We start from the raw sequence: 26,013 nt of genomic DNA on the forward strand, positions 1-26,013 counted from the left end.
CGGACGACATCATCCGGCCTTGGCGACGTCAGGTCGCCACGGCCTTGCCGTTCACCGGCTTCTTCTCCTCTTCGGTCGCGGCCTGCGGCCGCAACCGGAACAGGATCAGCAGCGGCGCGGCGATGAAGATCGACGAGTAGGTGCCGAAGATCACGCCGAACAGCATTGCCATCGTGAAGGAGCGGATCACCTCGCCGCCGAACAGCACCAGCGCGAGCAGGGCCAGGATAGTGGTGACCGACGTCAGCGTGGTTCGAGACAGCGTCTCGTTGATGGCGTTGTTCAAGAGCTGCGGCAGCGGCATCTTCTTGTATCTTCGAAGATCCTCGCGGACGCGGTCATAGACGACGATCGTGTCGTTCAAAGAGTAGCCGATAATGGTCAGGATCGCCGCCAGCGACGACTGGTTGAACTCCAGCCCCGTCAGAACGAAGAAGCCGATCGTCATCACCACATCGTGCACCGTGGCGACGATGGCGCCGACCGCGAACTGCCATTCGAAGCGGAACCAGACATAGAGCAGGATACCGACCAGCGCGATCAGCATGGCGATCGTGCCCTGCTTGGCAAGTTCGCCGGACACCGTCGGGCCAACAACTTCGACGCGGCGGAAATCATATTGATCCTGCAGCTCGCCCCGCACCTTGTCGATGACGGTCTGCTCGGCATTCTCGCCGGCGGCCTGCGTGCCGACGCGGATCAAGACGTCGTTCGGCGCGCCGAACTGCTGCACCTGGATTTCGCCGATGTTGAGCTCGGACAGCCTGTTGCGGATGTCGCCGAGATCGGCGTCGCCCTTCTTGGACTGCACCTCGATCATCGAGCCGCCCTTGAAATCGATGCCGTAATTGATGTCGATGGTCAGGAAACCGACGACCGACAGGATCGACAACAGACTGGACAAAGCGAAGGTCCAGCGGCGGATGCCCATGAACGGGATCTTGGTGCCCGGCGGAATGAAGGTGACCGGCGCACGCGGCAGTTCCTTCGGCCGGGCGCGGCGCAGCCAGATCGACACCAGCATGCGCGTGAAGGTGAAAGCGGTGAAGACCGTGGTCAGAATGCCGATCGCGTAGGTGATGGCAAAACCCTTGACCGGACCGGTGCCCAGCCAGAACAGCACCACGGTGGCGATCAGCGAGGTGACGTTGGAGTCCACGATCGTCGCCAGCGCCTTGGAGAAGCCGGTATCGATCGCCTGGATCACCGAGCGGCCGTTTCGCCGCTCCTCGCGGATGCGCTCGTAGATCAGAACGTTGGAGTCCACCGCCATGCCGATGGTGAGCACGATACCCGCAATGCCGGGCAAGGTCAGCGTGGCGCCCAGCAGCGACAGCACGGCCACGATCATCGCCACGTGGACCGCGAGCGCGATGTTGGCGAGGAAGCCGAGGAAGCCATAGGCGACGAACATGAAGGCGACGACGAGGATCGAGCCGATGATGCCGGCGACCTTGCCGGCATGGATCGAGTCCTGGCCGAGGCCCGGACCGACGGTGCGTTCTTCGATCACCGTCAGCGTCGCCGGCAGCGCGCCGGCGCGCAGCAGCACGGCAAGGTCGTTGGCGCTCTGCGGCGTGAAATTGCCCGAGATCTGGCCGGTGCCGCCAAGGATCGGCTCGCGGATCTGCGGCGCCGAAATCACCTGGTTGTCGAGGACGATGGCGAACAGCCTGCCGACATTCTGCGACGTCGCCTGGCCGAAGCGGGTGGCGCCCTTGGAATCGAAACGGAACGAAACGACGGGTTCGTTGGTCTGCGAATTATAGGTCGCCTGCGCGTCGACCAGGTTTTCGCCCGAAACGATGACGCGGTTCTCGATCAGATAGGGAACCGGCGGATCGTCCTGGGAATAGAGAACGGAAGAGCCGGCCGGCGGACGGCCCTTCAGCGCGTCCTGCACCGGCATCGACTGATCGACCATCTGGAAGGTCAGCTTCGCGGTCTGGCCGAGGATTTCCTTCAGCCGCTGCGGGTCCTGCAGGCCCGGCACCTGCACCAGGATGCGGTCGTCGCCCTGGCGCTGCACGATCGGCTCGGTCGTGCCGAGCTCGTTGACGCGCCGTTCGACCACTTCGATCGACTGCGTCAGCGCCGTCGACGTGCGATATTTCAGGCCGGCGTCGGTAACCGTGAACTTGAGCAGGCCAGGCTCGGAATCATCGAGCGCCATTTCCTGGATGGAACCGCCGCTGAACAGGCCGGCGGCAACCGGATCGGTCAGCGGCTTCAAGACCTTCTTGGCCTGGTCGAGCTGCGTCGGGTCGGTGATGCGCACCTGCACGGTGCGTCCGGAGCCGGATAGGCCGGTATAGTTGATCTTCGGGTTGGCGTCGCGCAGCAGCGTCCTGATCTCGTCGCGCGTCGTCTCCATCCTGTCCTTGATCAGATCGTTCTGATTCATTTCGAGCAGGATGTGCGAGCCGCCCTGAAGGTCGAGGCCGAGCGTCATCTGCCGCTTCGGCACCCAGCTCGGCAATTGCGCCAGCATGCTTGCCGGGAAGAGATTGGGCGCGGCGAGGATCACTGTGATGGCCACGGCGAGCCAGATCAGCATCATCTTCAGGCGCGAGAAATAGAGCATTCGTTCTTATCCGTTCAGGCGTACAAGCGGCAGCGTTCCGCCATCGAGGGTTAGGGTTACTTCTTGGCGTTCTGGTTCGCCACCGGCTCGCCCTTGACGCGCACCTCCGAGATCGTCGAGCGCAGCGCCGTCACCTTGGTTCCGCCGCCAAGGTCGATCTCCAGCTCATTGTCGTCGATCACCTTGGTCACCTTGCCGACAAAGCCGCCGCCGGTCACCACCGTATCGCCGCGTCGCACCGCCGAGAGCATCTCCTGGCGCTTCTTCAGTTGCGCGCGCTGCGGCCGGATGATCAGAAAATACATGATCACGAAAATCAGGACAAACGGCAAAATCGAGATGAACATGTCTGGCGAAGCGCCGACGCCCTGGGCGTATGCCGGTGTAACGAACATCAAGAAACTCCTGGATGGTGAAATTCCGCCGCGGCCGCCCGCGAAAATTTGGCCGGAATATAGTCGGTAAAGTTGCCAATGCAACTGCGCTGCAAGCCCAATCCGTTGCTTTTCCAGCCGTTTGCGGCGTGCTAGAGCGTCGCAGCGGAAGCCGCTTCGAGGCCACCGAAAAGATCATGCTCCAACAAAAGCTTGGACCTGGTTCTTGCAGCAATGTCATCGAAGCTGCTCCCACACGCTGAAATAGCACAACAAAAAAGACCCCAAATGACCGACAGCCTGGACGCATTGAACAAGAAACTCGACCGCCTGATCGAGGCGGTTTCCCGCCTCGCTCCGCCGCCGGTTCCGCAGACCGATCTCGGCGTCGCCGACTGCTTCGTCTGGCAGGCGGAACCCGGCTTTCTGGAGCCGGTGCGCAAGGTCAATCGCGTCGATATCGGCCTGATCCGCGGCGTGGACCGCGTGCGCGACATCCTGCTCGACAACACCGAGCGCTTCGCGTCCGGCTATGCGGCGAACAACGTGCTTTTGTGGGGCGCGCGCGGCATGGGTAAATCCTCCCTGGTCAAGGCCGTGCATGCCACGGTCAACGCCTCCGACAAGCTCGACCGGCCGCTGAAGCTGATCGAGATCCACCGCGAGGACATCGATACGCTGCCCAAGCTGATGGGTCTCCTGAAGGCGGCGCCTTATCGGTTCATCCTGTTTTGCGACGACCTCTCCTTCGACCATGATGATACCTCCCACAAGTCGCTCAAGGCTGCGCTCGAAGGCGGCGTCGAGGGCCGGCCCACCAACGTCATCTTCTACGCCACGTCCAACCGGCGCCATCTCTTGCCGCGCGACATGATCGACAATGAGCGCTCGACCGCCATCAATCCGTCGGAAGCGGTGGAAGAAAAAGTCTCGCTATCCGACCGTTTTGGCCTCTGGCTCGGCTTTCACAAATGCTCGCAGGACGAATATCTCGACATGATCGACGGCTATGTCCGCTATCACGGCCTGACGATCGATCCCGAGCAGCTGCGCGCCGAGGCGTTGGAATGGGCAACCACGCGCGGCAGCCGTTCCGGCCGCGTCGCCTGGCAGTTCACCCAGGACCTCGCCGGCCGCCTCGGCAAACCGCTGAAGGACTGAGCAGCTCCCCTCGCCCGCAACTGAAAAAGCCCGCTCCTCGCGGAACGGGCTGAAGACGGCGGGCCGGACTGGAGGTCAGGCGGCCCGCAATTGTTCTTGTTCTATTCGAGATAGCCCGACGGGTCGACCGGGGCCGAGTTCTTGCGCACTTCGAAATGCAGCTTGGGCGAGTCGGTGGTGCCGCTCATGCCGGAGAGCGCGATCTCCTGGCCGCGCTTGACCTTCTGGCCGCGCTGCACCTCGATCGAGCTCGCATGGCCGTAAACGGTGACCAGGCCATTCTCGTGCCGCACCAGCACGGTGTTGCCGAACTCCTTGAGGCCGTCGCCGGCATAGATGACGACGCCATTCTCGGCTGCCTTGATCGGTGTTCCTTCCGGCACCGCGATGTCGACGCCGTCCTTGCCGGAGCCGAAGCTGGAGATCACGCGGCCGCGCACCGGCCAGCGCATCTTGCCGATGCCGGTCGCGCCGGGTGCCGCCGCATCGTCGTCCTCGGCCTGCTGGATGACCTTGGCGTCCTTCTTCGGCGGCGTATAGGAGGCGAGCGTCTCGGTGGTCTTGGCCGCTGGCGGCGTCGTTGCCGTCGTCACCGGGTCGACAGCCGGCTTGGGTGCCGCCGCGGGCTTGGCGGACGCGACCTGAACGGTGCCGCCGGCCGGAACCTTGAGCGTCTGGCCGATCTTTAGCAGGCCGTCCTTCATGCCATTGGCCTGCTTCAGCGCCGTTGTACCGACGCCGGTCTTCCTGGCGATCGACGACAGCGTGTCGCCCTGCTGCACCGTATAGGTGCCGCCTGCGCCGGCCGGCTTTGCCTCGGCCATCTGCGGCGCGGGCTTCGGATTCTTGGAACCCGCGGCCGCAGCCGACGTATCGACCTGGGCGGCCGCCTTGCCGCCCTTGACCTTGGGCTGCTGCGGCAGCACAGCGACCTTCTCCGGAGCGGGCTGCTTCGGCGTGTTCGTCGGCTTGCCTTCGGCGACCTTCGGCTCCGCCTTGCTCGAATAGGCATAGGCGGGGATGACGATCTTCTGGCCGCTACGGATGCCCTTCTTCGGATCGATCCCGTTGACCTTGGCGATGGCATCGGCCGGCACATGGTAATGCGCCGCCAGGCCCGAAAGCGTCTCGCCGTCCCGCACCACGATTTCGGTGGCGTGCGGCGCAGCGCTCGCATTGCGCACGGCGTCGGGCTCGGCGGTCTTGAACGGCTTGGCCGCGGCAACGGTGCCGGTGGCCGTCCTGTCGAGATGCGGCGCGGGGGCAAGCGCCGGAGCGGGCGCGAGGACGGGAGCCGAAGCGGTTCGCATCGGCTTTGCCGGGGCGGGCGCCGACGGAGGCGGCAATTGCTGCGCCGTGACCGGCTCGAGGCTGGAACGGCTCACCGACTGGGTGTGGGTGCCGTCGACCGGCGCCGGCGCGACCGTGTCGCCCGGATAGGGCTGGTCGACACTCTGCTTGTTGATGATGGCGCGCTGATTGTTGGTGGACGATGTGAAGACATCGTCGACACCGTTGAAGCGCATCGACTGGGAACTGCACCCGGCCGCCGCGCCGGCAATCATCAGGACAGCGCAACCGCGCGCCAGATTGCGTCTGTTTGCCTTCAAGTGATTGAATTGCATCGCATTAACCCGCACAGACCCGGTACAAACTGGCCATGATTAAAGCGCGTTAATGTTACTGGCCGGTTAACCCATTAGAATCCGGCGAAAATTTTCTTAAAACATTGGCGGAAATTTTGGCGAGGCCAAAATCCGGGCGACGGCGACGCGATCGGGCCGGCTTTCCGGCAGATCCGCGGCTGGCTTTCTAAACCGCCGGCTTCGCCTCACTGCCAGGCCGAGAGCAACTTCAATCTCCGAACATCGAAATGGTCGGCCCAGGCAACGCAGTATAGCTTGGATTCAAATATTCCCGACTGTTGCCGCAAGGTCACGGGATTTCCGGATTGAGTTCCGGTAGCGTGGCGACGCTTGGGAGGGTCCTTCAATGAAATATTGTCTCGTCGCGGCGGCGTTTGCCGCTGCCCTGGGTGCTGCCGCGCCCGCATCCGCCGCCGATCTCATCGAAACGCCTGTTGCCGCGAGCTACGATTGGAGCGGCGTCTATATCGGCGCCAATGGCGGCTGGGGGTCGAGTCATTCTTGTTGGGATGGGGTCTTTGGCAGCGAAGGCTGCCATAATGCCACCGGCGGCTCAGTCGGGGCGCAACTCGGCTATCGCTGGCAGAGCAACAATTGGGTGCTCGGCCTGGAAGCGCAGGGCAACTGGGCTGATCTGAAGGGCTCCAACGACAGCACTGTTTTTCCCATCCCCTTCTTCAACGACCGATCCCACGTGAAGTGGTATGGCTTGTTGACGGCGCAGGTCGGCTACAGCTTCAGCAATGCCCTTGTTTACGTCAAAGGTGGCGCGGCCGTGACCGGCAACCACTTCGATGTCTACACGGGGTCGGCCTTCCCCCCGCCCGCGACGTTAGTTGGCGATGCAGGAGATCGCACCCGTTGGGGCGGCGCTTTGGGCGCCGGTCTCGAATATGGTATCACGCCGAACTGGTCGCTCGCGGTCGAGTATGATCATCTGTTCATGCCCGACAAGACCATCACTTTCACGACGGTCCCTGGCGGCGGGCTTTTCGGAAGGGACAAGATCAGCCAAGGCGTCGACCTGGTTGGCTTACATCTGAATTACCACTGGAATGGGTGACTGCCGACCACAAGGCGCTGCGCAGCTCAACTACTCTTGACCCACAAAAAGCAGCGTTCAGACCGGGACGGCTTCAGATCACCGCGGCGACGCTGCGCAGGATAGGCTGCAGCCTGACCATGCCGATGTCCTCGCGCTCGAAGCGGCTGCCGACCTTGGTGAGCTTGGCCAGCACCTGCTCACCCTCTTCCGGGCCGATCGGCGCGATGACGACGCCGCCGCTCGACAACTGGTCGAGCAGGAAGCGCGGCAGGCTGTCGAAGGCCGCCCAGGCGACGATACGGTCGAACGGCCCTTCATTGGGCAGGCCATTCGAGCCATCGGCCTGGCGGACGATGACATTGGTGATGGCGAGCGCCTCGAAACGCTGCTTTGCCTGCTCGATCAGCGTCTTGTAGCGGTCGATGGTGATGACGCGCGCCGCGAGCCGCGACATGACTGCGGCCGTGTAGCCGGAGCCTGTGCCGATCTCGAGCACGCGGTTGCCCGGCTCGATGTGGAGCGCGGCGATCACCGCCGCCTGCAGATCGGCGCCTTCGATCGCCTCGCCGCATTCGATCGGCAGCATGCCGTCCGACCAGGCGAGCGCATGGAACTGGGCCGACAGGAAACCGCGTCGCGGCGTCGCCTCGAAGGCGGCGACCAGCGCCTTCGGCGCTGTGCCCCTGCCCCGCAGCCTGAGCAGGAAAGCGGCGAAACCTTCGCGATCGTCGATGCCCGTGTTCATGCCAAAACCGTGTTCATGCCCATGCCTTGTTCATGACAGCGCCTTGGTCAGCTGGTCGCGGAGCTCGTGGGCGGTGAGGTCGAGCTGCAACGGCGTCACCGAGACGAGCCGGTTGCGCATCGCATAAAGGTCCGTGCCCTTCCTGCCTTCGGCCGGCTCGCGGCCGAAGCGCAGCCAGTAGTAAGGCAGGCCGCGCCCGTCGCGCCGCTCGTCGACCCAGAGGCTGTGCACCAGCTTGCCCTGCGAGGTGACGACGGTGCCCTCCACTTCGTCAGGCGCGCAGTTGGGGAAATTGACATTGAGCAGCACGCCTTCAGGCAGCGGCGTCTCCACCAGGCGCTTGAGCAGCGCCGGCGCCAGCGCCTCGGTCGTCTCGTAAGGCACAACGCGATCCTCACCGACATAGGAATAGGCCTGGCTCACCGCGATCGAGCGCACGCCGAGCAGCGCGCCCTCCATGGCGCCGGCGACAGTGCCGGAATAGGTGACATCGTCGGCGATGTTGGCGCCGGAATTGACGCCGGACAGGATCAGGTCCGGCGGCCCGGGCAGGATTTTTTTCGTGCCCATGATGACGCAATCGGTCGGCGTGCCGCGCACGGCATAATGCTTCTCGCCGATCTTGCGCAGCCTGAGCGGCTCCGAGATCGACAGCGAATGCGCATAGCCGGACTGGTCCTGCTCGGGCGCCACCACCCAGACATCGTCCGACAGCGTGCGCGCGATGCGTTCGAGCGACGCCAGCCCTTCGGCGTGGATGCCGTCGTCATTGGTCAGGAGAATGCGCATCACGTCACTTCGCTTCGATCTTGGCGAGACCACCCATGTAAGGCCGCAGCACTTCAGGAATGGTTACGCTGCCATCCTCATTCTGGTAGTTTTCAATGACAGCAATAAGAGCGCGGCCGACGGCCGTGCCCGAGCCGTTCAGCGTGTGGACGAAGCGATTGCCCTTGCCGTCCTTGTCCTTGTAGCGGGCATCCATGCGCCTGGCCTGGAAATCGCCGCAGACCGAGCAGGACGAGATTTCACGATAGGCGTTCTGTCCCGGCAGCCAAACCTCGATGTCATAGGTCTTGCGCGCGCCGAAACCCATGTCGCCGGTGCAGAGCGTGACCGTGCGGAACGGCAGGCCGAGCCGCTTCAGCACTTCCTCGGCGCATTGCGTCATGCGCTCATGCTCGGCGATCGAGCTTTCCTGGTCGGTGATCGAGACCAGCTCGACCTTGTAGAACTGGTGCTGGCGCAGCATACCGCGCGTGTCGCGGCCGGCCGAGCCCGCTTCGGAGCGGAAGCACGGCGTCAGGGCTGTGTAGCGCAGCGGCAGCTTTTCATGCGCGGTGATCTCCTCGCGCACGAGGTTGGTCAGCGGCACCTCGGCCGTCGGGATCAGGCCGAGACGACTGTCGCCATGCGGCGTGAAGAACAGGTCGAGCTCGAATTTCGGCAGCTGGTTGGTGCCGAACAGCACCTCGTCGCGCACCATCAGCGGAGGGATGATCTCCTCATAGCCGTGCTCGGTAGTGTGCAGGTCGATCATGAACTGGCCGAGCGCGCGCTCCATGCGCGCCAGCTGGCTCTTCAGCACGGTGAAACGCGCGCCAGACAATTTCGCCGCGCGCTCGAAATCCATCATGCCGAGCGCCTCGCCGATCTCGAAATGCTCCTTCACCCAGTTCGGGCGCGTCGGCACCTCGCCGACGATGCGCTTGACGACATTGTCATGCTCGTCCTTGCCGACCGGCACGTCGTCCAGCGGCACGTTGGGCAGCACCGCGAGCGCGTCGTTCAGCGCCTTGTCGAGCTCGCGCTCGCGCGCCTCGCCGTCCTGGATGAACGCCTTGATGTCGCTGACTTCGCCCTTGAGCTTTTCGGCAAGTGCGGAATCGCCCAAACGCATGGCGTTGCCGATCTCCTTCGAGGCGGCATTGCGGCGCTCCTGCTTGACCTGCAGTTCGCTCAGATGCGAACGCCGCGCCTCGTCCTTGGCGACCAGATCGTCGACCGTGGACTGCGCCTCGCCCGCCGACCACGAGCGCTTCACCAGCGCCTCGACAAGGGCCCTCGGGTTGTCGCGAATCCATTTGATGTCAAGCATGGTCGATCCTCAAAAGTCATGCATGTCGCCCAGAAGTGTGCCGCGGTTCTGGGGCAACGACATGCATCAAAGCTAAGACTTAAAGCGCGTCGCTTGAATCCGTTTCAGCGCGGCGCGCTTTAAGGATCGAGGGGGTAAACCGCATCCGCCATCGATGCAAGACGGCGGGTAGGCGCACCGCCGCGATTTTCCGGCTTTGGCGACTTACGTCGACGGGGCGTCCGGCGTGTTGCTCGCGACCGAGCTCCCCGCCTCCGCCTGCTCGCGCTCCAGACGGTCGCGCGCCTGGCTGCGCTCGATCATGCGCGAGGACCAGATGGCGACCTCGTAGAGGATGATGGTCGGGATGGCGAGGCCGCACTGGCTCATCGGATCCGGCGGCGTCAGCACCGCGGCGACGACGAAGGAAAGCACGATCGCCCATTTGCGCTTCTCGGCCAGCGCCTGCGACGACAGCAGCCCGACGCGCGTCAAAAGGCTGGTCACCACCGGCAGCTGGAACACCAGGCCGAAGGAAAAGATCAGCGTCATGATCAGGCTGAGATATTCCGAAACCTTCGGCAACAGCGAAATCTGCACCTGGTCGTTGGTGCCCACCTGCTGCATCGCCAGGAAGAACCACATCACCATCGGGGTGAAGAAGAAATAGACCAGCGATGCGCCCAACAGGAACAGGATGGGCGAAGCGATCAGGAACGGCAGGAAGGCGCTGCGCTCGTTCTTGTAGAGGCCGGGCGCGATGAACTTGTAGATCTGCGTGGCGATCAGCGGGAAGGCGATCACCATGCCGCCGAACATGGCGAGCTTCACCTGGGTGAAGAAGAACTCCTGCGGCGCCGTGTAGATCAGCTCGACCTTGTGCGGATCGAGCCCCGCCCATTGCGTCGCCCATTTGAACGGGATGACCAGAAGGTTGAACAGGCGCTTGGCGAAGAAGAAGCAGACGAGAAAGGCGATGAAAAAGCCGCCCAGCGACCAAATCAGGCGGCGGCGCAGCTCGATGAGATGCTCGATCAGCGGGGCCGACGATTTCTCGATCTCTTCCCTCTCCTTGTCCGTTACGCTCACTTGGCGGCCCCCGCCGTCTTCTTGGTGTCGGTTGTCTTCTTGGCCGCGGGCTTCTTGGCCGCGGCAGGCTTCGCCTCAGCCTTGGGCGCGGCGGCCTTGACCCGTGCCGGCGCGGATTTGGCCGGTGCTTTTGCAGCCGGCGCCTTTGACGCGGTTGCCGTTTTCGCCGCGGCGCCGGCCGTCCTGGCCTTGGCGGTCGCGGTCTTTTTCGCGGGCTTGGCCGCCTCGGGCGCCTCCGAAACCGTGACGGAGGCGTCGGTCATGGCGGGGAAGATCGGGGTAGCCGGGGCAGCTTCGGCTCCGTTGACGCCGGGCATGTCCGTCGCGCCGTTCTTGAGCGGCTCGGCGGCTTGTGGCGTCTCCGCTGCCGGCGCCGCCGGATCGGCAGCCGGCTTGGGCTTCATCATCGTATCGACGCCGGCCCGCACATCGGCCGCTGCCTGCTCGAACGGATTGAGCTGCTTGCGCACCTCGTTCATCGGATTGAGGCTGCGAAGACTGTCGATCGAGCTCTTCACGTCGTCGAGCTCAGCTTCCTTCAGCGCTTCGTTGAACTGCTTCTGGAAGTCGCCGGCCATGGCGCGCAACTTCGCCGCGGTGCGGCCGAAGGTGCGCAGCATGTTGGGCAAATCCTTGGGCCCGACGACCACGATCATGACGACCGCGATCACCAGCAGTTCGCTCCAACCGACTTCGAACATGACAATCTATTCCGACGCGTGCATGCCGCCCGCATATGCGAAGCGGTTTTGGGACAACGGCATGCTCAAACCAACAAACGGGATCAGCTCTTGCTGACCTTTTCCTTGCCCGGCGAAACAGTCTCGTCAGCGCGGTGCTCGACGGTACGCTTGTCGTCAACGTCGTCGTCGGCCATGCCCTTCTTGAAGCTCTTGATGCCCTTGGCCATGTCGCCCATCAGCTCGGGGATCTTGCCGCGGCCGAACACCAGAAGCACGATGACCAGCACGATCATCCAGTGCCAAATCGAAAATGAACCCATTGCTATTCTCTCTCGAATGTTTTCCCTGGCGATGATCTATGCGTTTTCGCTCGGGGATTCAAACACAACCGCAATGAAGTTGATAAAATGGCTAGCGGATGTCACGCACTTTCGGCGTGAGCACCTTGCTACGAATCCGCGCAGGCCTTGCTAATAAACCATTCGCGCCGGTTTCGTTGTCACTCTTCCGTGACGCGCGGGGTCAGCAGCCCGAGTTCCTCGAGGTCGATATCGGTCAACGCATCCTCGTCCTCGGTGAGCGCATCCGGGTCGGCCGGCGGCACCGGCATCGAGAAGTTGGCCGGCATGCGCGTCGAGAGCAGGCCGGCGCCCTTCAGCTCTTCCATGCCGGGCAGATCGCGGATTTCCTCAAGCGCGAAATGATCGAGGAAAGCGTCGGTGGTGCCATAGGTCACCGGCCGTCCGGGCGTGCGGCGGCGGCTGCGCATCCTGACCCACTCCGTTTCGAGCAGCGTGTCGAGCGTGCCTTTGGAGGTCTCCACGCCTCTGATGTCTTCGATTTCGGCCCGCGTGACCGGCTGGTGGTAGGCGATGATCGCCAGCACTTCGAGCGCCGCGCGAGAGAGCTTTCTCTGCTGCACGGAGTCCCGGTTCATCAGGAAAGCCAGGTCGCCCGCGGTGCGGAAGGCCCAGGCATCGCCGACCCGCACCAGGTTGACGCCGCGTTTGGCATAGATTTCCTGCAGGTCCGCCATCGCGGCGGCGATGTTGACGCCGTCGGGCAGGCGCGCGGCAAGCTGCTTTTCGCTCACCGGCTCGGCGCTGGCGAAAATGATCGCCTCGGCCATGCGCACGGCTTCCGACAATTGCAGCCGCTCGGCGGGGTTTTCGATGGAACCCTGCTCGGCCATCTCGTCTTCCGGCTCGTCCTCGACCTTGAACGGGATGACCGAAGCGTTGGCGCGTTCGCTCATGATACCACCTCGACTGCCCTTACCCCTTGCGCGCGGCCGCGCAGATAGATCGGCGCGAACACCTGTTCCTGCCGCACTTCCAATTTACCCTCGCGCACCATTTCGAGCGTCGCCGCGAAGGAACTGGCGATCGCCGTGCGCTTCTCTTCCGGCGCCGCCAGATATTCGATCAGGAAGCTGTCGAGCGCAGTCCAGTCGCCGACCGTGCCGACCAGCCTTGCCAGCACCTCGCGCGCATCCTTCAGCGACCACACGGCGCGCCGGGCGATCGTCACATTGTTGATGGCCTGCTTCTGGCGCTGCTGCGCGTAGGCGGTGAGCAGATCGTAGAGCGAAGCCGAGAAGCTGTTGCGCTTCTCGATAATGACCATTTCCGGCATGCCGCGCGCAAAGACGTCGCGCCCGAGCCGGTTGCGGTTGACCAGCCGCGCCGCGGCGTCGCGCATGGCTTCAAGGCGCTTCAGCCGAAATTGCAGCACCGCCGCCAGTTCTTCGCCGCTTTCACCCTCTTCGCCCGGCTGTTTCGGGATCAAGAGCTTCGACTTCAGGAAGGCGAGCCATGCTGCCATCACCAGATAATCGGCGGCGAGCTCAAGCCTCAGCGCTCGCACCTTCTCGATGAAGGCCAGATATTGCTCGGCAAGCGCCAGGATCGAAATGCGCGCCAGATCGACCTTCTGGTTGCGGGCAAGATGCAAGAGAAGATCGAGCGGGCCTTCGAAACCCGCCACGTCAACGACCAGCGAGGGATCGCCTGTCAGGCGTGAATCGTCGTTCTCGGCCCACAGACGGTCCATCGGTGCGGCCTTCGCGGCCTTGCCTTCCAATGTCTCCGCCACTTGCCTTTCGTCCCTTCGGTTCAGGCCACCGCTTCGAAATAGGTGGCAAATTCCGCGCGTATCGCCGTTTCGTCGGCGACGTCGCGATCCTTTATATAGGTCAGCGCCCGCTCCGCGCGTTGCAAGGACTTGCCCGACAACACCGTCGTGCGCGACGCGATCCCGGACATCTCCTTGAAAACGCCGTTGCAGTGAAGGACGAGATCGCAGCCGGCCGCAAGGATCGAGGCCGCCTTTGTCGGGAAATCCCCAGAAAGTGCCTTCATCGAAGTGTCGTCGCTCATCAGCAGCCCGTCGAAGCCGATCTCGCCGCGGATCACCTGATTGACGACCTTGGCCGATGTCGTCGCCGGATTGTCAGGGTCGATGGCGCTGTAGACCACATGCGCCGTCATCGCCATCGGCAGTTCCCTGAGTGCCTTGAACGGGGCGAAATCATGCCAGCTGAGCTCCTCGAGTGGCGTATCGACGGTTGGCAGCGCGAAATGCGTGTCGGCAAAGGCGCGGCCGTGGCCGGGAATATGCTTCATCACCGGCAGCACGCCGCCCGACATCAATCCCTCGGCCGAGGCGCGGCCGAGCTCGATCACGGCATTGGGCTCCTTGCCATAGGCGCGCGCGCCGATGACGTCGCTGGCGCCTTCGACCGGAACGTCGAGCACTGGCAGGCAGTCGGCGGTGATGCCGAGGCGCGAGAGATCGAAGGCATGCAGCCGCGCCATCAGCCAGGCGGCGCGGCGGCCGGCCTCGCGATCGTCGCGCCACAGCGCGCCAAGCGCCCCGCCGGCCGGATAGTTCGGCGCCAGCGGCGGACGCAGGCGCTGCACCCTGCCGCCTTCCTGGTCGATGAAGATCGGAGCGTCCGGGCGGCCGACGCTGTCACGCATCGCGGCGACAAGGTCGCGTATCTGTCCGGCTTCGCCGATGTTGCGCGCAAACAGGATGAAGCCCCAGGGGCGTTCATCCCGATAGAAGCGGATTTCGTCTTCGGTGAGGGATTTCCCGGCGCAGCCGAGGATCATGGATTTTGATTCGCTCATAGACGGAAGCTTAAGGCTTTGGCCGGGCAAAGGGAATCACCCCCAGCCACTGACGATCCAAAGCCCACCACCGTCCACAACGAAAAGCCGGCGCGGCCTTTCGGCGGCGCCGGCTTGAGAGACCTTGATCCCGTTAGCGCGATACGAAGCAGTTGCCGCCGGCCGCCTTGTAGCTGGTGCAAAGGTTGATCGCATCGTTGCGCGACTGGGCCGGGACGCGGACACGGTAGAAGGTGCCCTTACCCGTGACCTCAGCCTTGACGATGTTGGCGGTACGTCCGGAGAGCACGCTGCCATAACGGCGTTGCAGGTCCTGATAGGTCGACTGCGCGCTTTCGACCGTCGGTTGCGAAGCGATCTGCATCGACCACGAGCCGCCGGCGGCTGCCGTCGAGTCGATGGAAGCGACCTGGTCCGGTTTGACCTCGCCGACGATATCGACCGGCTGGTCGGACGGACGCGCCGGCGCCACCGGGACGACCGCCGGCGTGTTGGTCGACTGCGCCTTGGCTTCGGCCTTCTTGGCGGGCTTCGCCGGCTTGACGGCAGGCGCATCCGCCTGATCCGCGTCGGAAGCCACGGTTCCCGTCTGCTGCCCGTCGGAGGCCGACGCGACATGCTGCGGCGCCGGATCGCTCGGCTCGGCCGCCGCGACTTTCGGCGCAGCCGGAGCCGGGTCCTCGCGCGGCACCAGCGAGCCGTCAGGCTTGACCATCATGGTCTTCACCTTGCGCGGAGCGACGGCGGCGACGTCGTTGTTGTTGGCGGTGTTGTCGGCATCCTGCTGCAGCACCTGGGCGATGCGGTCTTCCGACTTTGGCGCCGGTGCTGCCGGCTGCGCGCTTGCCGGAGCGGCAGGCTGCGCACTTCCGGGCACAGCTGCTTGCGCGACGCCGGGCAACGCTGCGGCTGGATCGTCGGTGGCGCCAGTGCCGGCCGCGGCATTGTTGTCATTGGGCGAAAGATCGACAACGCGGCTCGCCGGCGGTTCCTTCGAGGCCAGATCCACGGGCTGCTCGGTGGTGTTCACCAGCTTCTGCTGCACCGGCTCGGCCGGCTTGGCCGCGCCGCCGCCCTTGGCCACCGCGTCATAGACCTTGTTGTCCTGGTTCGGCACCACAGCGCCGCCCGGATTTTCGGGCTTCACCTTGATCGGCGAATTGTCGGCCTTGACGATCACTGGAGCCTCGCTACCGCCCTTGCCGCCGAAGGAGAAGGCCAGCGCGCCAAGGCCGCCGAGAACCACCACGGCACCGACGAGCGCTCCGATCATCATGCCGCGACGGCGCGGCTGCGCCGCCTCGCGCTCGGCAAGTCCGGGGATCGCCATCGCTTCCTCGAGCTCGGGATCGTAGTCCAGCTCATCGGTGGCGAAATCCTCCGCCTGCGAAACCGGCCGGCTGCCCGGCACGTCGTCGGCGTCGTAATCATTGGCGACGGCGAACGAAGCCGGGGCCACCGGAGCCGCCGGAGCTTCGGCGCGCAAGTCGCGACGGTCGTAGCCGTTGAAGCCGGCATTGTAGGATTCGTCGTCATAGCCGCGGTTTTGCACGGGCGCCGATGCGATCTCCGTCGCGTTCATGTCGGTTAGCAGGCTCGCGAACTCCGCATCGAGATCGTCGTAAGCGGGCGCCGCTGGCTGGTCCTCCTCGAAGCTGAGCTCCGGAATGTCGAGGTCATCCGCGAGCGCGACCACGCGCTCCGGCACATCGACGGTCTCCACATCCGGCACGTCCTCATGCCGGCGAGCCTGCGACGAAGGCGTCGGCTTGGCGTAGGCGGAATAATCCACTGCCGGTTCGCTTCGATAGGCAGGCGCGGCCATCTGCACCGGCGCCGAAGGTGCTGCCTGCACGGGTGCCGGGGGCGCTGGCTGCACCGGTGCCGAGGGCGCCGGCTGCGCGGCGAACGAAGCCTGCGTCGGGGGAGCTGCGGTCGGGGTCGAGCGACTCCACGACCTTGCCTGCTCCGCGGGCGTCGAATGCACCCAATCAGACGAATTTGCCGGAGACTTCGCCCGGGTGGCGACCTCCTGCTCGGCCTCGATGCTTTGGGCGAAAGCAGCGCCGAAGGCGTCGTCGTCGAAATCAGCGCCCGGTTCGGTCCTCGAAGGCTCTGCCTTGGAAGACTCGATCTTAGCCGGGGCCGCAAAATCCTGGCGGTCGAGCTCGCTGGCGAGCAGGTCGTCGAGGTCGCTCTCGACCGGCTGACCGCCCTGCCCGTTCTGCGCCGGCTGGTGCTCGTCGAGATCCCAGTCGAGATCGTCAGCCGCCGCATGTCCGCCGGCGTGCCTCGCAGGTTCCGCAACCAGCCGCAGGGCGGGAGCAGGCTCCTTGACGACCGGCATCGGCCGCGCGGTCATGGCGCCGAGCAGCGCATTGAGCTCGTCCTCCAGGCTACGCTCGCTGGCGGCTGGTTTCACCGGCTCAACGGCGGCGACCGGCGGCACCGGGGCAGCCACGGCGGGAGCCGGCTCAACCGCGGCCGGTTGCGGCGCGGCAACGGGCTCGACGACCGGAGCTTGCGGCTCGTCGTTCAGCGCATCGCGGAAGCTCAGTTCGAAATCGTCTTCAAGGGAAAGCGCGGCGGTGGGTTCGGAAGCGGCGAACTCCGGCTCAGCGGCAAAATGGGTCGCCTCCATCGGCGCCTCGGCCATCGGCGCCGGCTCGTCGCCAAGCGACAGCTCCGGCTCCTGAATATCCTGATCCTGGCCGGGATCCATATCGACGTCGGCCATCGCCTGGTCGAAATGACCGGCCAAATCGTCCTCGGAAATCAGCGGGGCGGCTGGATGAGCTTCGACCGGCTCGACGACCTGCGCTTGCTGCTCCGGCTCGTGGCTCTCAAACGACAGCTCGTCTTCGAGCGACATCTGGACCGCATTGCCGAAATCGGCGTCGAACGCTTCCTCGCTCGCAGCCTGCACGGCTTCGACGGCGTCCTGACGGGCGTCAGCCGGCTCCTGATAGTCGAGATTGGCGGACTCTTGATGGTCGAGCAGGAAATCCTCGTCCAGCGAAGCCGCCATCTCCTGGTCGATCGGAAGCTCGTCTTCGAGCGGCGAAACATCCAGCGAACTGGCGACCGCCTTGTCGAAGTCATCGTCGAAAGCGACTTCCGGCTCGGGAGCTTCTTGTGGCTCCGGCGCGAAATGCGGCTCAGATGCGAAATGTGCCTCCGGCGCGACTTCCGGCTCCGGCGCGAAATGCGGCTCTGGCGCGCGGGCCACGGCGAACTCGGCATGATCCGCCGCGTCGTCGAACACGAAATCCTGCTCGAAGGATGCGGTAAGCTCGTCGTCGTTCGCGGCGGCGCTGGCAGCCTCGAAAGTCGGCTCATTGCTGATCTGATGCAGTGCGGCCTGCTGAGCGACGGGCGCGCTTTCCTCGACGGAATCGAACTCGCCCATCAACTCCTTCTCGAGGTCGATGTCGAAATCGTCAGCTTCCGCAGCCTGATTGGCCGGCATGGCCTTCTCGACCGCGGGGGCCGGCTGCCTCACCGGCTGGCGTGGGTCGAAACCCATGATCCGGGTCAATTCCGCGAACGGATCGTCGGCGGCGATGTCGTTATGGTCGGCTACTTTCAGCGGGGTTCTGTCTGCCATTATTGTTCCCGAACTCGCACACAGTCGGACGCCATGGACGTCGCGCAGGGTTGGCCCTTACCAGCGCAATGTGGGCAAAAGGTGACAGGTTTTTTAGTTAAACCTAACGCATTTCAGTGGGCGCGTCTGCCCCGATCAGCGTCAGGCCGGAGGTCAAAACATCCGAAACAGCCTGCACCAGCCCTAGTCTGGCATAGGTTGATTCTCGGTCGTTAACCTTAACAAAACGTAAGTCCTGATTATCGTGGCCGCGATTCCACTGTGCATGGAAGCCGGAAGCCAGATCGTAAAGGTAGAAAGCGAGCCGGTGCGGCTCCAGCGAAAGCGCCGCGGACTCGATCAGCCGCGGGTATTCAGCCAGCTTCCGGATCAGCGCGATTTCGCCTTCGTCGGTCAGCGCGACCACCGAGGCCACGAGCCGGTTGCGGTCGAAATTCGCCTCGCCCAGCTGCTCGCTCGCCTGCCTGAAGACGGAGTGGCAGCGCGCCGACGCGTACTGCACGTAGAACACCGGATTGTCTTTCGACTGCTCGGTCACCTTGGCGAAGTCGAAATCGAGCGGCGCGTCGTTCTTGCGGTAAAGCATCATGAAGCGGATCGGGTCGCGGCCGACCTCCTCCACCACGTCGCGCAGCGTGACGAAATCGCCGGACCGCTTCGACATCCGGACCGGCTCGCCGTCGCGGAACAGTTTGACGAGCTGGCAAAGCAACACGGTGAGCTTGACCGTATCGCCGGCAACCGCCCGCGCCAGCGCCTCGAGCCGCTTGACATAGCCGCCATGGTCGGCGCCGAGCACATAGATGAGATCGACGAAGCCGCGCTCGACCTTGTCCTTGAGATAGGCGACGTCGGCGGCGAAATAGGTGAACGAGCCGTCGGACTTGACCAGCGCCCGGTCCATGTCGTCGCCGACCGCGGTCGAGCGGAACAGCGTCTGCTCGCGGTCTTCCCAGTCATCCGGCTTCTCGCCCTTGGGCGGCGGCAGCTTGCCCTTGTAGATGTGCCCCTTGAGCGTCAGGTCGGCGATTGCCGCCCGGATCTTCTTGGCGTTGTCGGCATGCAGCGTGCGCTCGGAGAAGAACACGTCGTGATGCACGTTGAGCAGCGCCAGATCCTCGCGGATCATCGCCATCATCGCGTCGACCGTGCGATCCTTGACGATCGCCAGCGCTTCGTCCTCCGGCATCTCCAGCAGGCCGAGGCCGAACTCCTCGGCCAGTGCCTGGCCGACGGGGACCAGATAGTCGCCCGGATAGAGGCCGGGCGGAATCTCGCCGATAGCTTCGCCGAGCGCCTCGCGGTAGCGCAGGAACGCCGAACGGCCAAGCACGTCGATCTGCGAACCGGCGTCGTTGATGACATATTCCTTGGTCACGTCGTAGCCGGCGAAGGCCATCAGATTGGCAAGCGTGTCGCCGACCACGGCGCCACGGCAATGGCCGACATGCATGGGGCCGGTCGGGTTAGCCGAGACATATTCGACATTGGCCTTGCGGCCGCCGCCGATGGTCGAGCGGCCATAGTTGCGCCCCTCGCCGAGCAACGCCGCCAGATGCGTGTGCCAGAACGCGTCCTTGAGCCTGAGATTGACGAAGCCCGGCCCGGCGATCTCGGCCGAGGCAATATCGGCGTCGCCCCGCAGCGCTTCTGCGAGCTTCTCGGCAAGCGCGCGCGGGTTCTGTCCGGTGGGCTTGGCCAGCACCATCGCCGCATTGGTGGCGAGATCGCCATGACTGGCGTCGCGCGGCGGCTCGACCGCGATACGCGACAGGTCGAGCGCAGCCCCCTCCTTGTCCTTCAGGTCAAGGGCTTCGACGGCCTTTACGATCCGCGCGTTGAAATCGGCGAAGATATTCATTGGAAGTGCTCTGGGCTTTAAGTGGCGACCGGCCCAACGGCCGGCAAAATCGAGGCTCGCCCTAGCTCAAATCGGGCGTATGGTCAAACAGACGCCGATGTTCCTTCAAGGCATAAGTGTCGGTCATGCCGGCCAGGAAGTCGGCGACGCTGCGCGCCTTGATGCGATCCTCGGCCCTGTCGAGCCCCTCGCGCCAGCCATCGGGCATGGCGCGCGGATCGGCGAAATAGACGTCGAACAGCTCGCGCACGATACGCTCGGCATCCGCCCGCACCCGCATCACTTCCGGATGCCGGTAAAGATGCTTGTAGAGGAAAGCCTTCAATTCCTTTTCGGCCGCGGCCATGCCTGTCGAGAACGTCACCAGGGTCTCGCCTGCCGCGCGCACCGCGTCGGCGCTGTCCGGTTTCAGACGCTCGATATTGGCGGTGGTCGATGCGATGACATCCTCGACCATCAGTGTGATCTGACGGCGCATCAGCTCATGGCCGGTGCGGACATCGTCGAGCTGAGGATACTTGGCACGCACGCTCTTCAGGATCGAGCCAGGCAGGCCAACTTCCCCCAGCATGTCCAGCGTCAGCAGGCCGGCGCGCAGGCCGTCGTCGATGTCATGGGTGTTGTAGGCGATGTCGTCGGCGATCGCGGCGCATTGCGCCTCGATGCCGGCGAAACGGTCGAGCTCGAGGTCGTGCAGCTGCGAATAATCGCGGATCGCTTGCGGCACCGGGCCTTTGAGCCCCTTCCCGCTGGCGTCGGTCAACGGACCATTGTGCTTGACCAGCCCCTCCAACGTTTCCCAGGTGAGGTTCAACCCGTCGAATTCGGCATATCGCCGTTCGAGCCTTGTGACGATGCGCAGCGACTGCGCGTTGTGATCGAAGCCGCCCCAGGCAGCCATCTTCTCGTTGAGCGCGTCCTCGCCGGTATGGCCGAACGGCGTGTGGCCGAAATCGTGGACAAGAGCCACAGCCTCGGCAAGGTCTTCGTCGCCGCGCAATGCGCGCGCCAGCGCGCGGGCGATCTGCGCCACTTCGATGGAATGCGTCAGCCGCGTGCGGTAGTGGTCGCCCTCATGCGCGACGAAGACCTGCGTCTTGTGCTTCAGCCGGCGAAAGGCGGTGGAATGGATGATGCGGTCGCGGTCGCGCTGGAACGGCGTTCGGGTCGGGCTTTCCGGCTCGTCGAACAGGCGCCCGCGCGAGCGCGCCGGATCGCTCGCATAGACGGCGCGCGGCCGATAGCCGAACCCGATCTCGCCGAGAGCACCCTTGCCCTGCTGCTCGCCCATTGATCCACCAGTTGACTTGGCCCCGCTCGCTTCATACCTATCATATGGAACCGAAAGCAAGGTGACGCCGATGGGCGCGGATGCCAAGACTGCCATGAAGGTCGAAATGACCGATGCCGCGGCAAAGCGGATTGCCAGGATCGTCGCCGGCGAACCGGGCAAGACGGCGCTGCGCGTTTCCGTCGAAGGTGGCGGCTGCTCCGGCTTTTCCTACAAATTCGACCTGGTCGGCGACCGCAACGATGACGATGTCGCCATCGAGAAGGACGGCGCCACCATCCTGATCGACGACCTGTCGCTGGTCTATATGGGTGGCTCGGTCATCGACTTCGTCGACGACCTGATGGGCCAGTCCTTCCAGATCAGGAACCCCAACGCGGTCGCCTCCTGCGGCTGCGGCACCAGCTTCTCCATCTGATCGACCGGAACTTCGCAAGGCTATGACCGGTGCGAACCGGAAAGCGCGTGGCTGTCCCCCGGCTTTGGCAGGAATACGAACGGACGGCCTTTCTAAAGGCCAGCGCAGGCAATACGATCCGCTCCGTCGAACGCCTTTCGTCCGAACAGCATCGAGGCCTGCATGAAGATCGTCACCTGGAACATCAACGGCGTTCGCGCCCGCATCGGCAACCTCACCCACTGGCTGACCGAAAGCGCGCCGGACATCGTGTGCCTGCAGGAGATCAAGACGGTCGACGATCAGTTCCCGCGCGCCGAGATCGAGGCGCTGGGCTACAATGTCGAGACCAACGGCCAGAAGAGCTTCAACGGTGTCGCGCTCCTGTCGAAGCTGCCTTTCGACGAGGTCAACCGCGGCCTGCCGGGCGACGATGCGGATGATCATGCCCGCTTCATCGAAGGCGTCTTTTCCACCGACCAGGGCGCCTTGCGCGTTGCTTCGCTCTATCTGCCCAACGGCAACCCGATCGACGATGAGCGGAAGTTTTCCTACAAGCTCGCCTGGATGGAGCGGCTGGAGCGCTGGGCGCAAGAGCGGCTGCGTCTGGAGGAAGCGCTGGTGCTGGCTGGAGACTACAACGTCATCCCCGAGCCCGCCGATGCCCGCTTTCCCGAAAACTGGCTGGGTGACGCGCTGTTCCAGCCACAGACGAGGCAGGCCTTCCGCCGGCTGAAGAATCTCGGTTTCACCGAGGCGGTGCGGACCGTGACCGACTCGGCCGGCGTCTACACATTCTGGGATTATCAGGCCGGCGCCTGGCAGAAGAACAACGGCATCCGCATCGACCACCTGCTGCTGTCGCCGGAAGCCGCCAACCGTTTCTCGTCGGCCTCGGTAGAAAAGCACGTCCGCGCCTGGGAGAAGCCTTCCGACCACGTGCCGGTCGCGATCGAGCTCAGCCTGCAGCCGGCCTGAAGATCGCGACGCGCTTTAGGACCCAGATATCGCCACAAATCCCATCTTTGATGCGGATTGCTGTGGGGGTTGAATGGCGATCCGATTTCTTTTCAGGCTGGTCGGCCTTGCTTTGGCGCTTGCCGCGCCGGCGCCGTTGCTGGCGGCACCGACCTGTCTGGCCAACGGCAAGTCCTTTAATGTCGGCCAGACGGCGTGCCTGACTGTTGCCGGCGAAAGCCACCTCGCCCGCTGCGACATGGTCCTCAACAACACGTCCTGGACCAGGATCAACGACGAATGTCCGGGAGACGCGCCAAAACCGCACCCGACATCGATCTCGACCCCGACGCCCGGCCCGACACCGACGGAGCCGACCGAGAACTGAGACGCTGCCGATCTACCCACCATCCAGGCTACGCCATGCACACATCTTCTGTGACTGGCGCGACTGATCAGGCCGAGGCTTGATTGCCACGTGGTTCCCCCAATCCGTCGCTGCTTCGCAGCGCCACCTTTCCCCCCCGAGGGAAAGGAAGGGAGCGTTGCTGGACGAGCGTCGACGGCAAAAAGCTTGGCGCCTTCCTCTACCCCGTCGATCGGGGGAGAGGTGGCTCGGCGAAGCCGAGACGGAGTGGGGGTCGATCAGCGCGACATTAGACAATGCATGCGCCAAGCTGCCATGCACGCTTACTGGTCGCCGTTGTTGCCCTTGGTCAGGATATCGTCGGCGAGCGAGATCGCGGTCCGGCGATCGGCCTCGCCGGCCGCGGCGAAAGCCTCTTCCTGCATGCTGCGGATCCAGGGCTGGTCGGCAGCCGGAGCCCGCTGCAGCGCGGCCGTCATCATCGCCAGGCCGCGCACGACCTTGCCGCTCTGGAACAGAAGGTTGCCGAGCGTCGCCTGCGCGCCGGCATGGCCCTTCTCGGCCGCGAGTTGCAGCCAGCGGCCGGCCTGCTTGACACTGGCCTTCACGCCGCCCTCACCCTTGAGGAACATGCGGCCGATTTCGAACTGTGCGTTCGGATTGCGGTAATTGGCGGCAGCGCGCATGTAGTATTCCTGCGCGGCGACGTCGTTCTCCTCGACCGGGGAGCCTGGGATGCCCTTGCGAAGATAGTCGCCGAGCGCCACCAGCGCGTCCGACACATAGCTTTCTTCCGGCGAGCCGGGCTCGACATCCTGGTCGACGATCTCCGAGAAGAACTTGAAGGCGGCGTAATCGTCGCGCGTCACGCCGTCGCCTTCGGCATACATGCGGGCGAGCTTCCAGGTGGCACCGATCTGGCCGTTCTCGGCTGCGTATTTATAGGCCTCGACCGCCTGGTCCTTATGGCCGTTCTTGTAAGCGGAGAAGCCGAACTGGAACACCGCCCACGGGCTCGACTGCGGCTTCACGCCGGTTTTGTCGTCGAACACCTTGTCGTCGAAGGCCATGGCCTGCCCGACGGCGCCCAAGGTCGCCAGCGCGACCAGTGCCGAAAAGACAGACGACCTCAACACCTCAGATGTCCGCATAGCAGTGCGTTTCTTCTGCCGCACCCGGATGGGTCACGGCACCATCGCGGGCCGACCCTACCGTCTGCGCATATTTCCAGATCGCGCCGGACTGGTAGTCGGTTCTGCGCGGCTTCCAATTCTTCGCTCGGGTCGCCAGCTCGGCATCCGACAGGGCCACCTCGATCGTGCCTTTGACGGCGTCGATCGAGATCACGTCGCCATCCTTGATCAGCCCGATCGGCCCGCCGAGCGCCGCCTCCGGCCCGACATGGCCGATGCAGAAGCCGCGCGTGGCGCCAGAGAAGCGCCCGTCGGTGATCAGCGCCACCTTGCCGCCCATGCCCTGGCCGTAGAGCGCCGCCGTCGTCGACAGCATCTCGCGCATGCCCGGACCGCCGCGCGGCCCCTCATAGCGGATGACGAGAACCTCGCCTTCCCGGTAATCGCGCTGCGTGACCGCTTCGAAGCACTCCTCTTCCGAATCGAAGCAACGCGCCGGTCCTGAGAACTTCAGTTCCGACATGCCCGCGACCTTCACGATCGCGCCTTCGGGGGCAAGGTTGCCCTTCAAGCCCACAACGCCGCCTGTCCTGGTGATTGGCCGATTGGCGGGACGCACAACATCCTGGCTCTCATTCCAGGAAACGTGCTCCATATTTTCGGCCAAAGTGCGGCCGGTGACCGTCATGCAGTCGCCATGCAGATAGCCATGGGCGAGCAGCGTCTTCATCAGGAGCGGAATGCCGCCGGCCTCGAACATGTCCTTGGCGACATATTTGCCGCCCGGCTTGAGGTCGGCGATATAGGGCGTCTTCTCGAAGATCGCCGCCACGTCGAAGAGATCGAACTTGATGCCGGCCTCATGCGCGATCGCCGGCAGGTGCAGCGCCGCATTGGTCGAGCCGCCGGTGGCCGATACGACGGTGGCGGCATTCTCCAGTGCTTTGCGCGTGACGATGTCGCGCGGCCGGGTGTTTTTGGCGATCAGCTCCATGACCTTCTCGCCCGAGGCGAAATTGAAGCGGTCGCGCATCTCGTAGGGCGCCGGCGCTCCGCAGGAATAGGGCAGCGCGAGACCGATCGCTTCTGCAACCGTCGCCATCGTGTTGGCGGTGAACTGGGCGCCGCAGGAACCGGCGGAAGGACATGCCGCCTGCTCGATCTCGAGCAGCTCGGAATCACTGATCGTGCCGACCGAATGCTGGCCGACCGCCTCGAACACGTCCTGCACGGTGATCTGCCGGCCGCGATAGCTGCCGGGAAGGATCGAGCCGCCATAGATGAAGATCGACGGCACGTTGAGCCGGACCATCGCCATCATCATGCCAGGCAGCGACTTGTCGCAGCCGGCGAGCCCGACGAGAGCGTCGTAGCAATGGCCGCGCATGGTGAGCTCGACCGAATCGGCGATCACCTCGCGCGACACCAGCGACGACTTCATGCCCTGGTGGCCCATGGCGATGCCGTCGGTGACGGTGATGGTGCAGAACTCGCGCGGCGTGCCGTTGGCGGCCGCAACGCCCTTCTTGACCACCTGCGCCTGGCGCATCAGCGAAATGTTGCAGGGCGCGGCCTCGTTCCAGCAACTGGCGACGCCGACCAGAGGCTGCGCGATTTCAGCCGCCGACAGGCCCATGGCATAAAGGTAGGAACGATGCGGCGCGCGCGCCGGACCTTCGGTCACGTAGCGGCTGGGCAGCTTGGCCTTGGAGATTACCCTGGCGTCCATCATCGTCCTTGCCGCACACCCCGCGGCCGGTCCCATCGGCGGGCCAACCTGGCACGCATCCCGAGACCTATCTCGGGTGCTCCGGGTTTATGGCGGGAAATGGGCAGTTCCCCCTGTCTGACTTCTACAGCAG

The 26,013-nt window shown here is 64.3% G+C and carries 22 protein-coding genes; 5 read left to right on the forward strand and 17 right to left on the reverse strand.

Annotated features, from left to right (window positions below; all coding sequences use genetic code 11):
- Positions 1–28: 28 nt before the first annotated feature.
- On the reverse strand, positions 29–2,584 hold the full coding sequence (secDF, locus tag RFM41_RS29190; protein ID WP_320248627.1) for a protein translocase subunit SecDF: 2,556 nt from the start codon (positions 2,582–2,584) through the stop codon (positions 29–31).
- A 56-nt stretch (positions 2,585–2,640) separates the two neighbouring features.
- On the reverse strand, positions 2,641–2,979 hold the full coding sequence (yajC, locus tag RFM41_RS29195) for a preprotein translocase subunit YajC (RefSeq protein WP_320248625.1): 339 nt from the start codon (positions 2,977–2,979) through the stop codon (positions 2,641–2,643).
- Between the two features lie 267 nt (positions 2,980–3,246).
- Between yajC and RFM41_RS29200 the strand changes: the two genes are divergently transcribed.
- Positions 3,247–4,119 carry an ATP-binding protein gene (locus RFM41_RS29200; protein ID WP_320248623.1) on the forward strand — a complete coding sequence of 291 codons (873 nt, stop codon included), beginning with the start codon at positions 3,247–3,249 and terminating at the stop codon, positions 4,117–4,119.
- 101 nt (positions 4,120–4,220) lie between these two features.
- On the opposite strand, the gene RFM41_RS29205 is transcribed toward RFM41_RS29200, so the two are convergent.
- Entirely contained in the window at positions 4,221–5,744 is a 1,524-nt protein-coding gene (locus RFM41_RS29205; RefSeq protein WP_320248622.1) for a peptidoglycan DD-metalloendopeptidase family protein, read from the reverse strand.
- A 367-nt stretch (positions 5,745–6,111) separates the two neighbouring features.
- Between RFM41_RS29205 and RFM41_RS29210 the strand changes: the two genes are divergently transcribed.
- Positions 6,112–6,828: an outer membrane protein gene (locus RFM41_RS29210; protein WP_320248620.1), complete on the forward strand. Its 717-nt coding sequence runs from the start codon at positions 6,112–6,114 to the stop codon at positions 6,826–6,828.
- Positions 6,829–6,901: 73 nt separating this feature from the next.
- Here RFM41_RS29210 and RFM41_RS29215 read toward each other — a convergent pair whose 3' ends face one another.
- The 12 genes from RFM41_RS29215 to RFM41_RS29270 all read right to left on the reverse strand — a co-directional run bounded on the left by RFM41_RS29215 (position 6,902) and on the right by RFM41_RS29270 (position 21,297).
- On the reverse strand, positions 6,902–7,555 hold the full coding sequence (locus RFM41_RS29215) for a protein-L-isoaspartate(D-aspartate) O-methyltransferase (protein WP_320248619.1): 654 nt from the start codon (positions 7,553–7,555) through the stop codon (positions 6,902–6,904).
- Positions 7,556–7,585: 30 nt separating this feature from the next.
- Entirely contained in the window at positions 7,586–8,344 is a 759-nt protein-coding gene (surE, locus tag RFM41_RS29220) for a 5'/3'-nucleotidase SurE (protein WP_320248618.1), read from the reverse strand.
- A gap of 4 nt (positions 8,345–8,348) precedes the next feature.
- Positions 8,349–9,653, reverse strand: coding sequence for a serine--tRNA ligase (gene serS, locus RFM41_RS29225; protein WP_320248617.1), 1,305 nt, complete (start codon positions 9,651–9,653; stop codon positions 8,349–8,351).
- A 204-nt stretch (positions 9,654–9,857) separates the two neighbouring features.
- Positions 9,858–10,721, reverse strand: a complete 864-nt coding sequence (gene tatC, locus RFM41_RS29230; protein WP_320248615.1) for a twin-arginine translocase subunit TatC — start codon at positions 10,719–10,721, stop codon at positions 9,858–9,860.
- Entirely contained in the window at positions 10,718–11,422 is a 705-nt protein-coding gene (tatB, locus tag RFM41_RS29235) for a Sec-independent protein translocase protein TatB (protein WP_320248614.1), read from the reverse strand. The genes tatC and tatB overlap by 4 nt, the downstream gene beginning before the upstream one ends.
- Positions 11,423–11,505: 83 nt before the next feature.
- Complete coding sequence (locus RFM41_RS29240; protein WP_095815328.1) at positions 11,506–11,724, reverse strand: twin-arginine translocase TatA/TatE family subunit; 219 nt, start codon at positions 11,722–11,724, stop codon at positions 11,506–11,508.
- A 179-nt stretch (positions 11,725–11,903) separates the two neighbouring features.
- Positions 11,904–12,659: an SMC-Scp complex subunit ScpB gene (gene scpB, locus RFM41_RS29245; RefSeq protein WP_320248605.1), complete on the reverse strand. Its 756-nt coding sequence runs from the start codon at positions 12,657–12,659 to the stop codon at positions 11,904–11,906.
- On the reverse strand, positions 12,656–13,456 hold the full coding sequence (locus RFM41_RS29250) for a segregation and condensation protein A (RefSeq protein ID WP_320248788.1): 801 nt from the start codon (positions 13,454–13,456) through the stop codon (positions 12,656–12,658). Before RFM41_RS29250 ends, scpB begins: the two co-directional genes overlap by 4 nt.
- Before the next feature lie 62 nt (positions 13,457–13,518).
- The gene (gene nagZ / locus RFM41_RS29255; RefSeq protein WP_320248603.1) at positions 13,519–14,538 is read right to left on the reverse strand and encodes a beta-N-acetylhexosaminidase; all 1,020 of its coding nucleotides are present in this window, start codon (positions 14,536–14,538) and stop codon (positions 13,519–13,521) included.
- A 133-nt stretch (positions 14,539–14,671) separates the two neighbouring features.
- A complete protein-coding gene (locus tag RFM41_RS29260; protein ID WP_320248602.1) occupies positions 14,672–18,145 on the reverse strand; it encodes an SPOR domain-containing protein in 3,474 nt (1,157 codons plus the stop codon).
- A gap of 103 nt (positions 18,146–18,248) precedes the next feature.
- Entirely contained in the window at positions 18,249–20,006 is a 1,758-nt protein-coding gene (gene argS, locus RFM41_RS29265; protein WP_320248601.1) for an arginine--tRNA ligase, read from the reverse strand.
- Between the two features lie 61 nt (positions 20,007–20,067).
- Entirely contained in the window at positions 20,068–21,297 is a 1,230-nt protein-coding gene (locus RFM41_RS29270; RefSeq protein ID WP_320248599.1) for a deoxyguanosinetriphosphate triphosphohydrolase, read from the reverse strand.
- Between the two features lie 70 nt (positions 21,298–21,367).
- Here RFM41_RS29270 and erpA point away from each other — a divergent pair, with 70 nt between their 5' ends.
- From erpA to RFM41_RS29285, 3 genes are all read left to right on the forward strand, one after another.
- The gene (gene erpA / locus RFM41_RS29275) at positions 21,368–21,715 is read left to right on the forward strand and encodes an iron-sulfur cluster insertion protein ErpA (RefSeq protein WP_041004139.1); all 348 of its coding nucleotides are present in this window, start codon (positions 21,368–21,370) and stop codon (positions 21,713–21,715) included.
- Between the two features lie 162 nt (positions 21,716–21,877).
- Positions 21,878–22,672, forward strand: coding sequence for an exodeoxyribonuclease III (gene xth, locus RFM41_RS29280; protein WP_320248596.1), 795 nt, complete (start codon positions 21,878–21,880; stop codon positions 22,670–22,672).
- 73 nt (positions 22,673–22,745) lie between these two features.
- The gene (locus tag RFM41_RS29285; protein WP_320248594.1) at positions 22,746–23,039 is read left to right on the forward strand and encodes a hypothetical protein; all 294 of its coding nucleotides are present in this window, start codon (positions 22,746–22,748) and stop codon (positions 23,037–23,039) included.
- Between the two features lie 302 nt (positions 23,040–23,341).
- Here RFM41_RS29285 and RFM41_RS29290 read toward each other — a convergent pair whose 3' ends face one another.
- Together RFM41_RS29290 and ilvD are read right to left on the reverse strand one after the other, a co-directional pair.
- A complete protein-coding gene (locus RFM41_RS29290; protein ID WP_320248592.1) occupies positions 23,342–24,169 on the reverse strand; it encodes a tetratricopeptide repeat protein in 828 nt (275 codons plus the stop codon).
- Positions 24,156–25,880: a dihydroxy-acid dehydratase gene (gene ilvD / locus RFM41_RS29295; protein WP_320248590.1), complete on the reverse strand. Its 1,725-nt coding sequence runs from the start codon at positions 25,878–25,880 to the stop codon at positions 24,156–24,158. The genes RFM41_RS29290 and ilvD overlap by 14 nt, the downstream gene beginning before the upstream one ends.
- Between the last annotated feature and the right edge of the window lie 133 nt (positions 25,881–26,013).

Origin of the sequence: Mesorhizobium vachelliae, from assembly GCF_033977325.1 — a bacterium.
In the GTDB taxonomy this organism is placed as follows: domain Bacteria; phylum Pseudomonadota; class Alphaproteobacteria; order Rhizobiales; family Rhizobiaceae; genus Mesorhizobium; species Mesorhizobium vachelliae.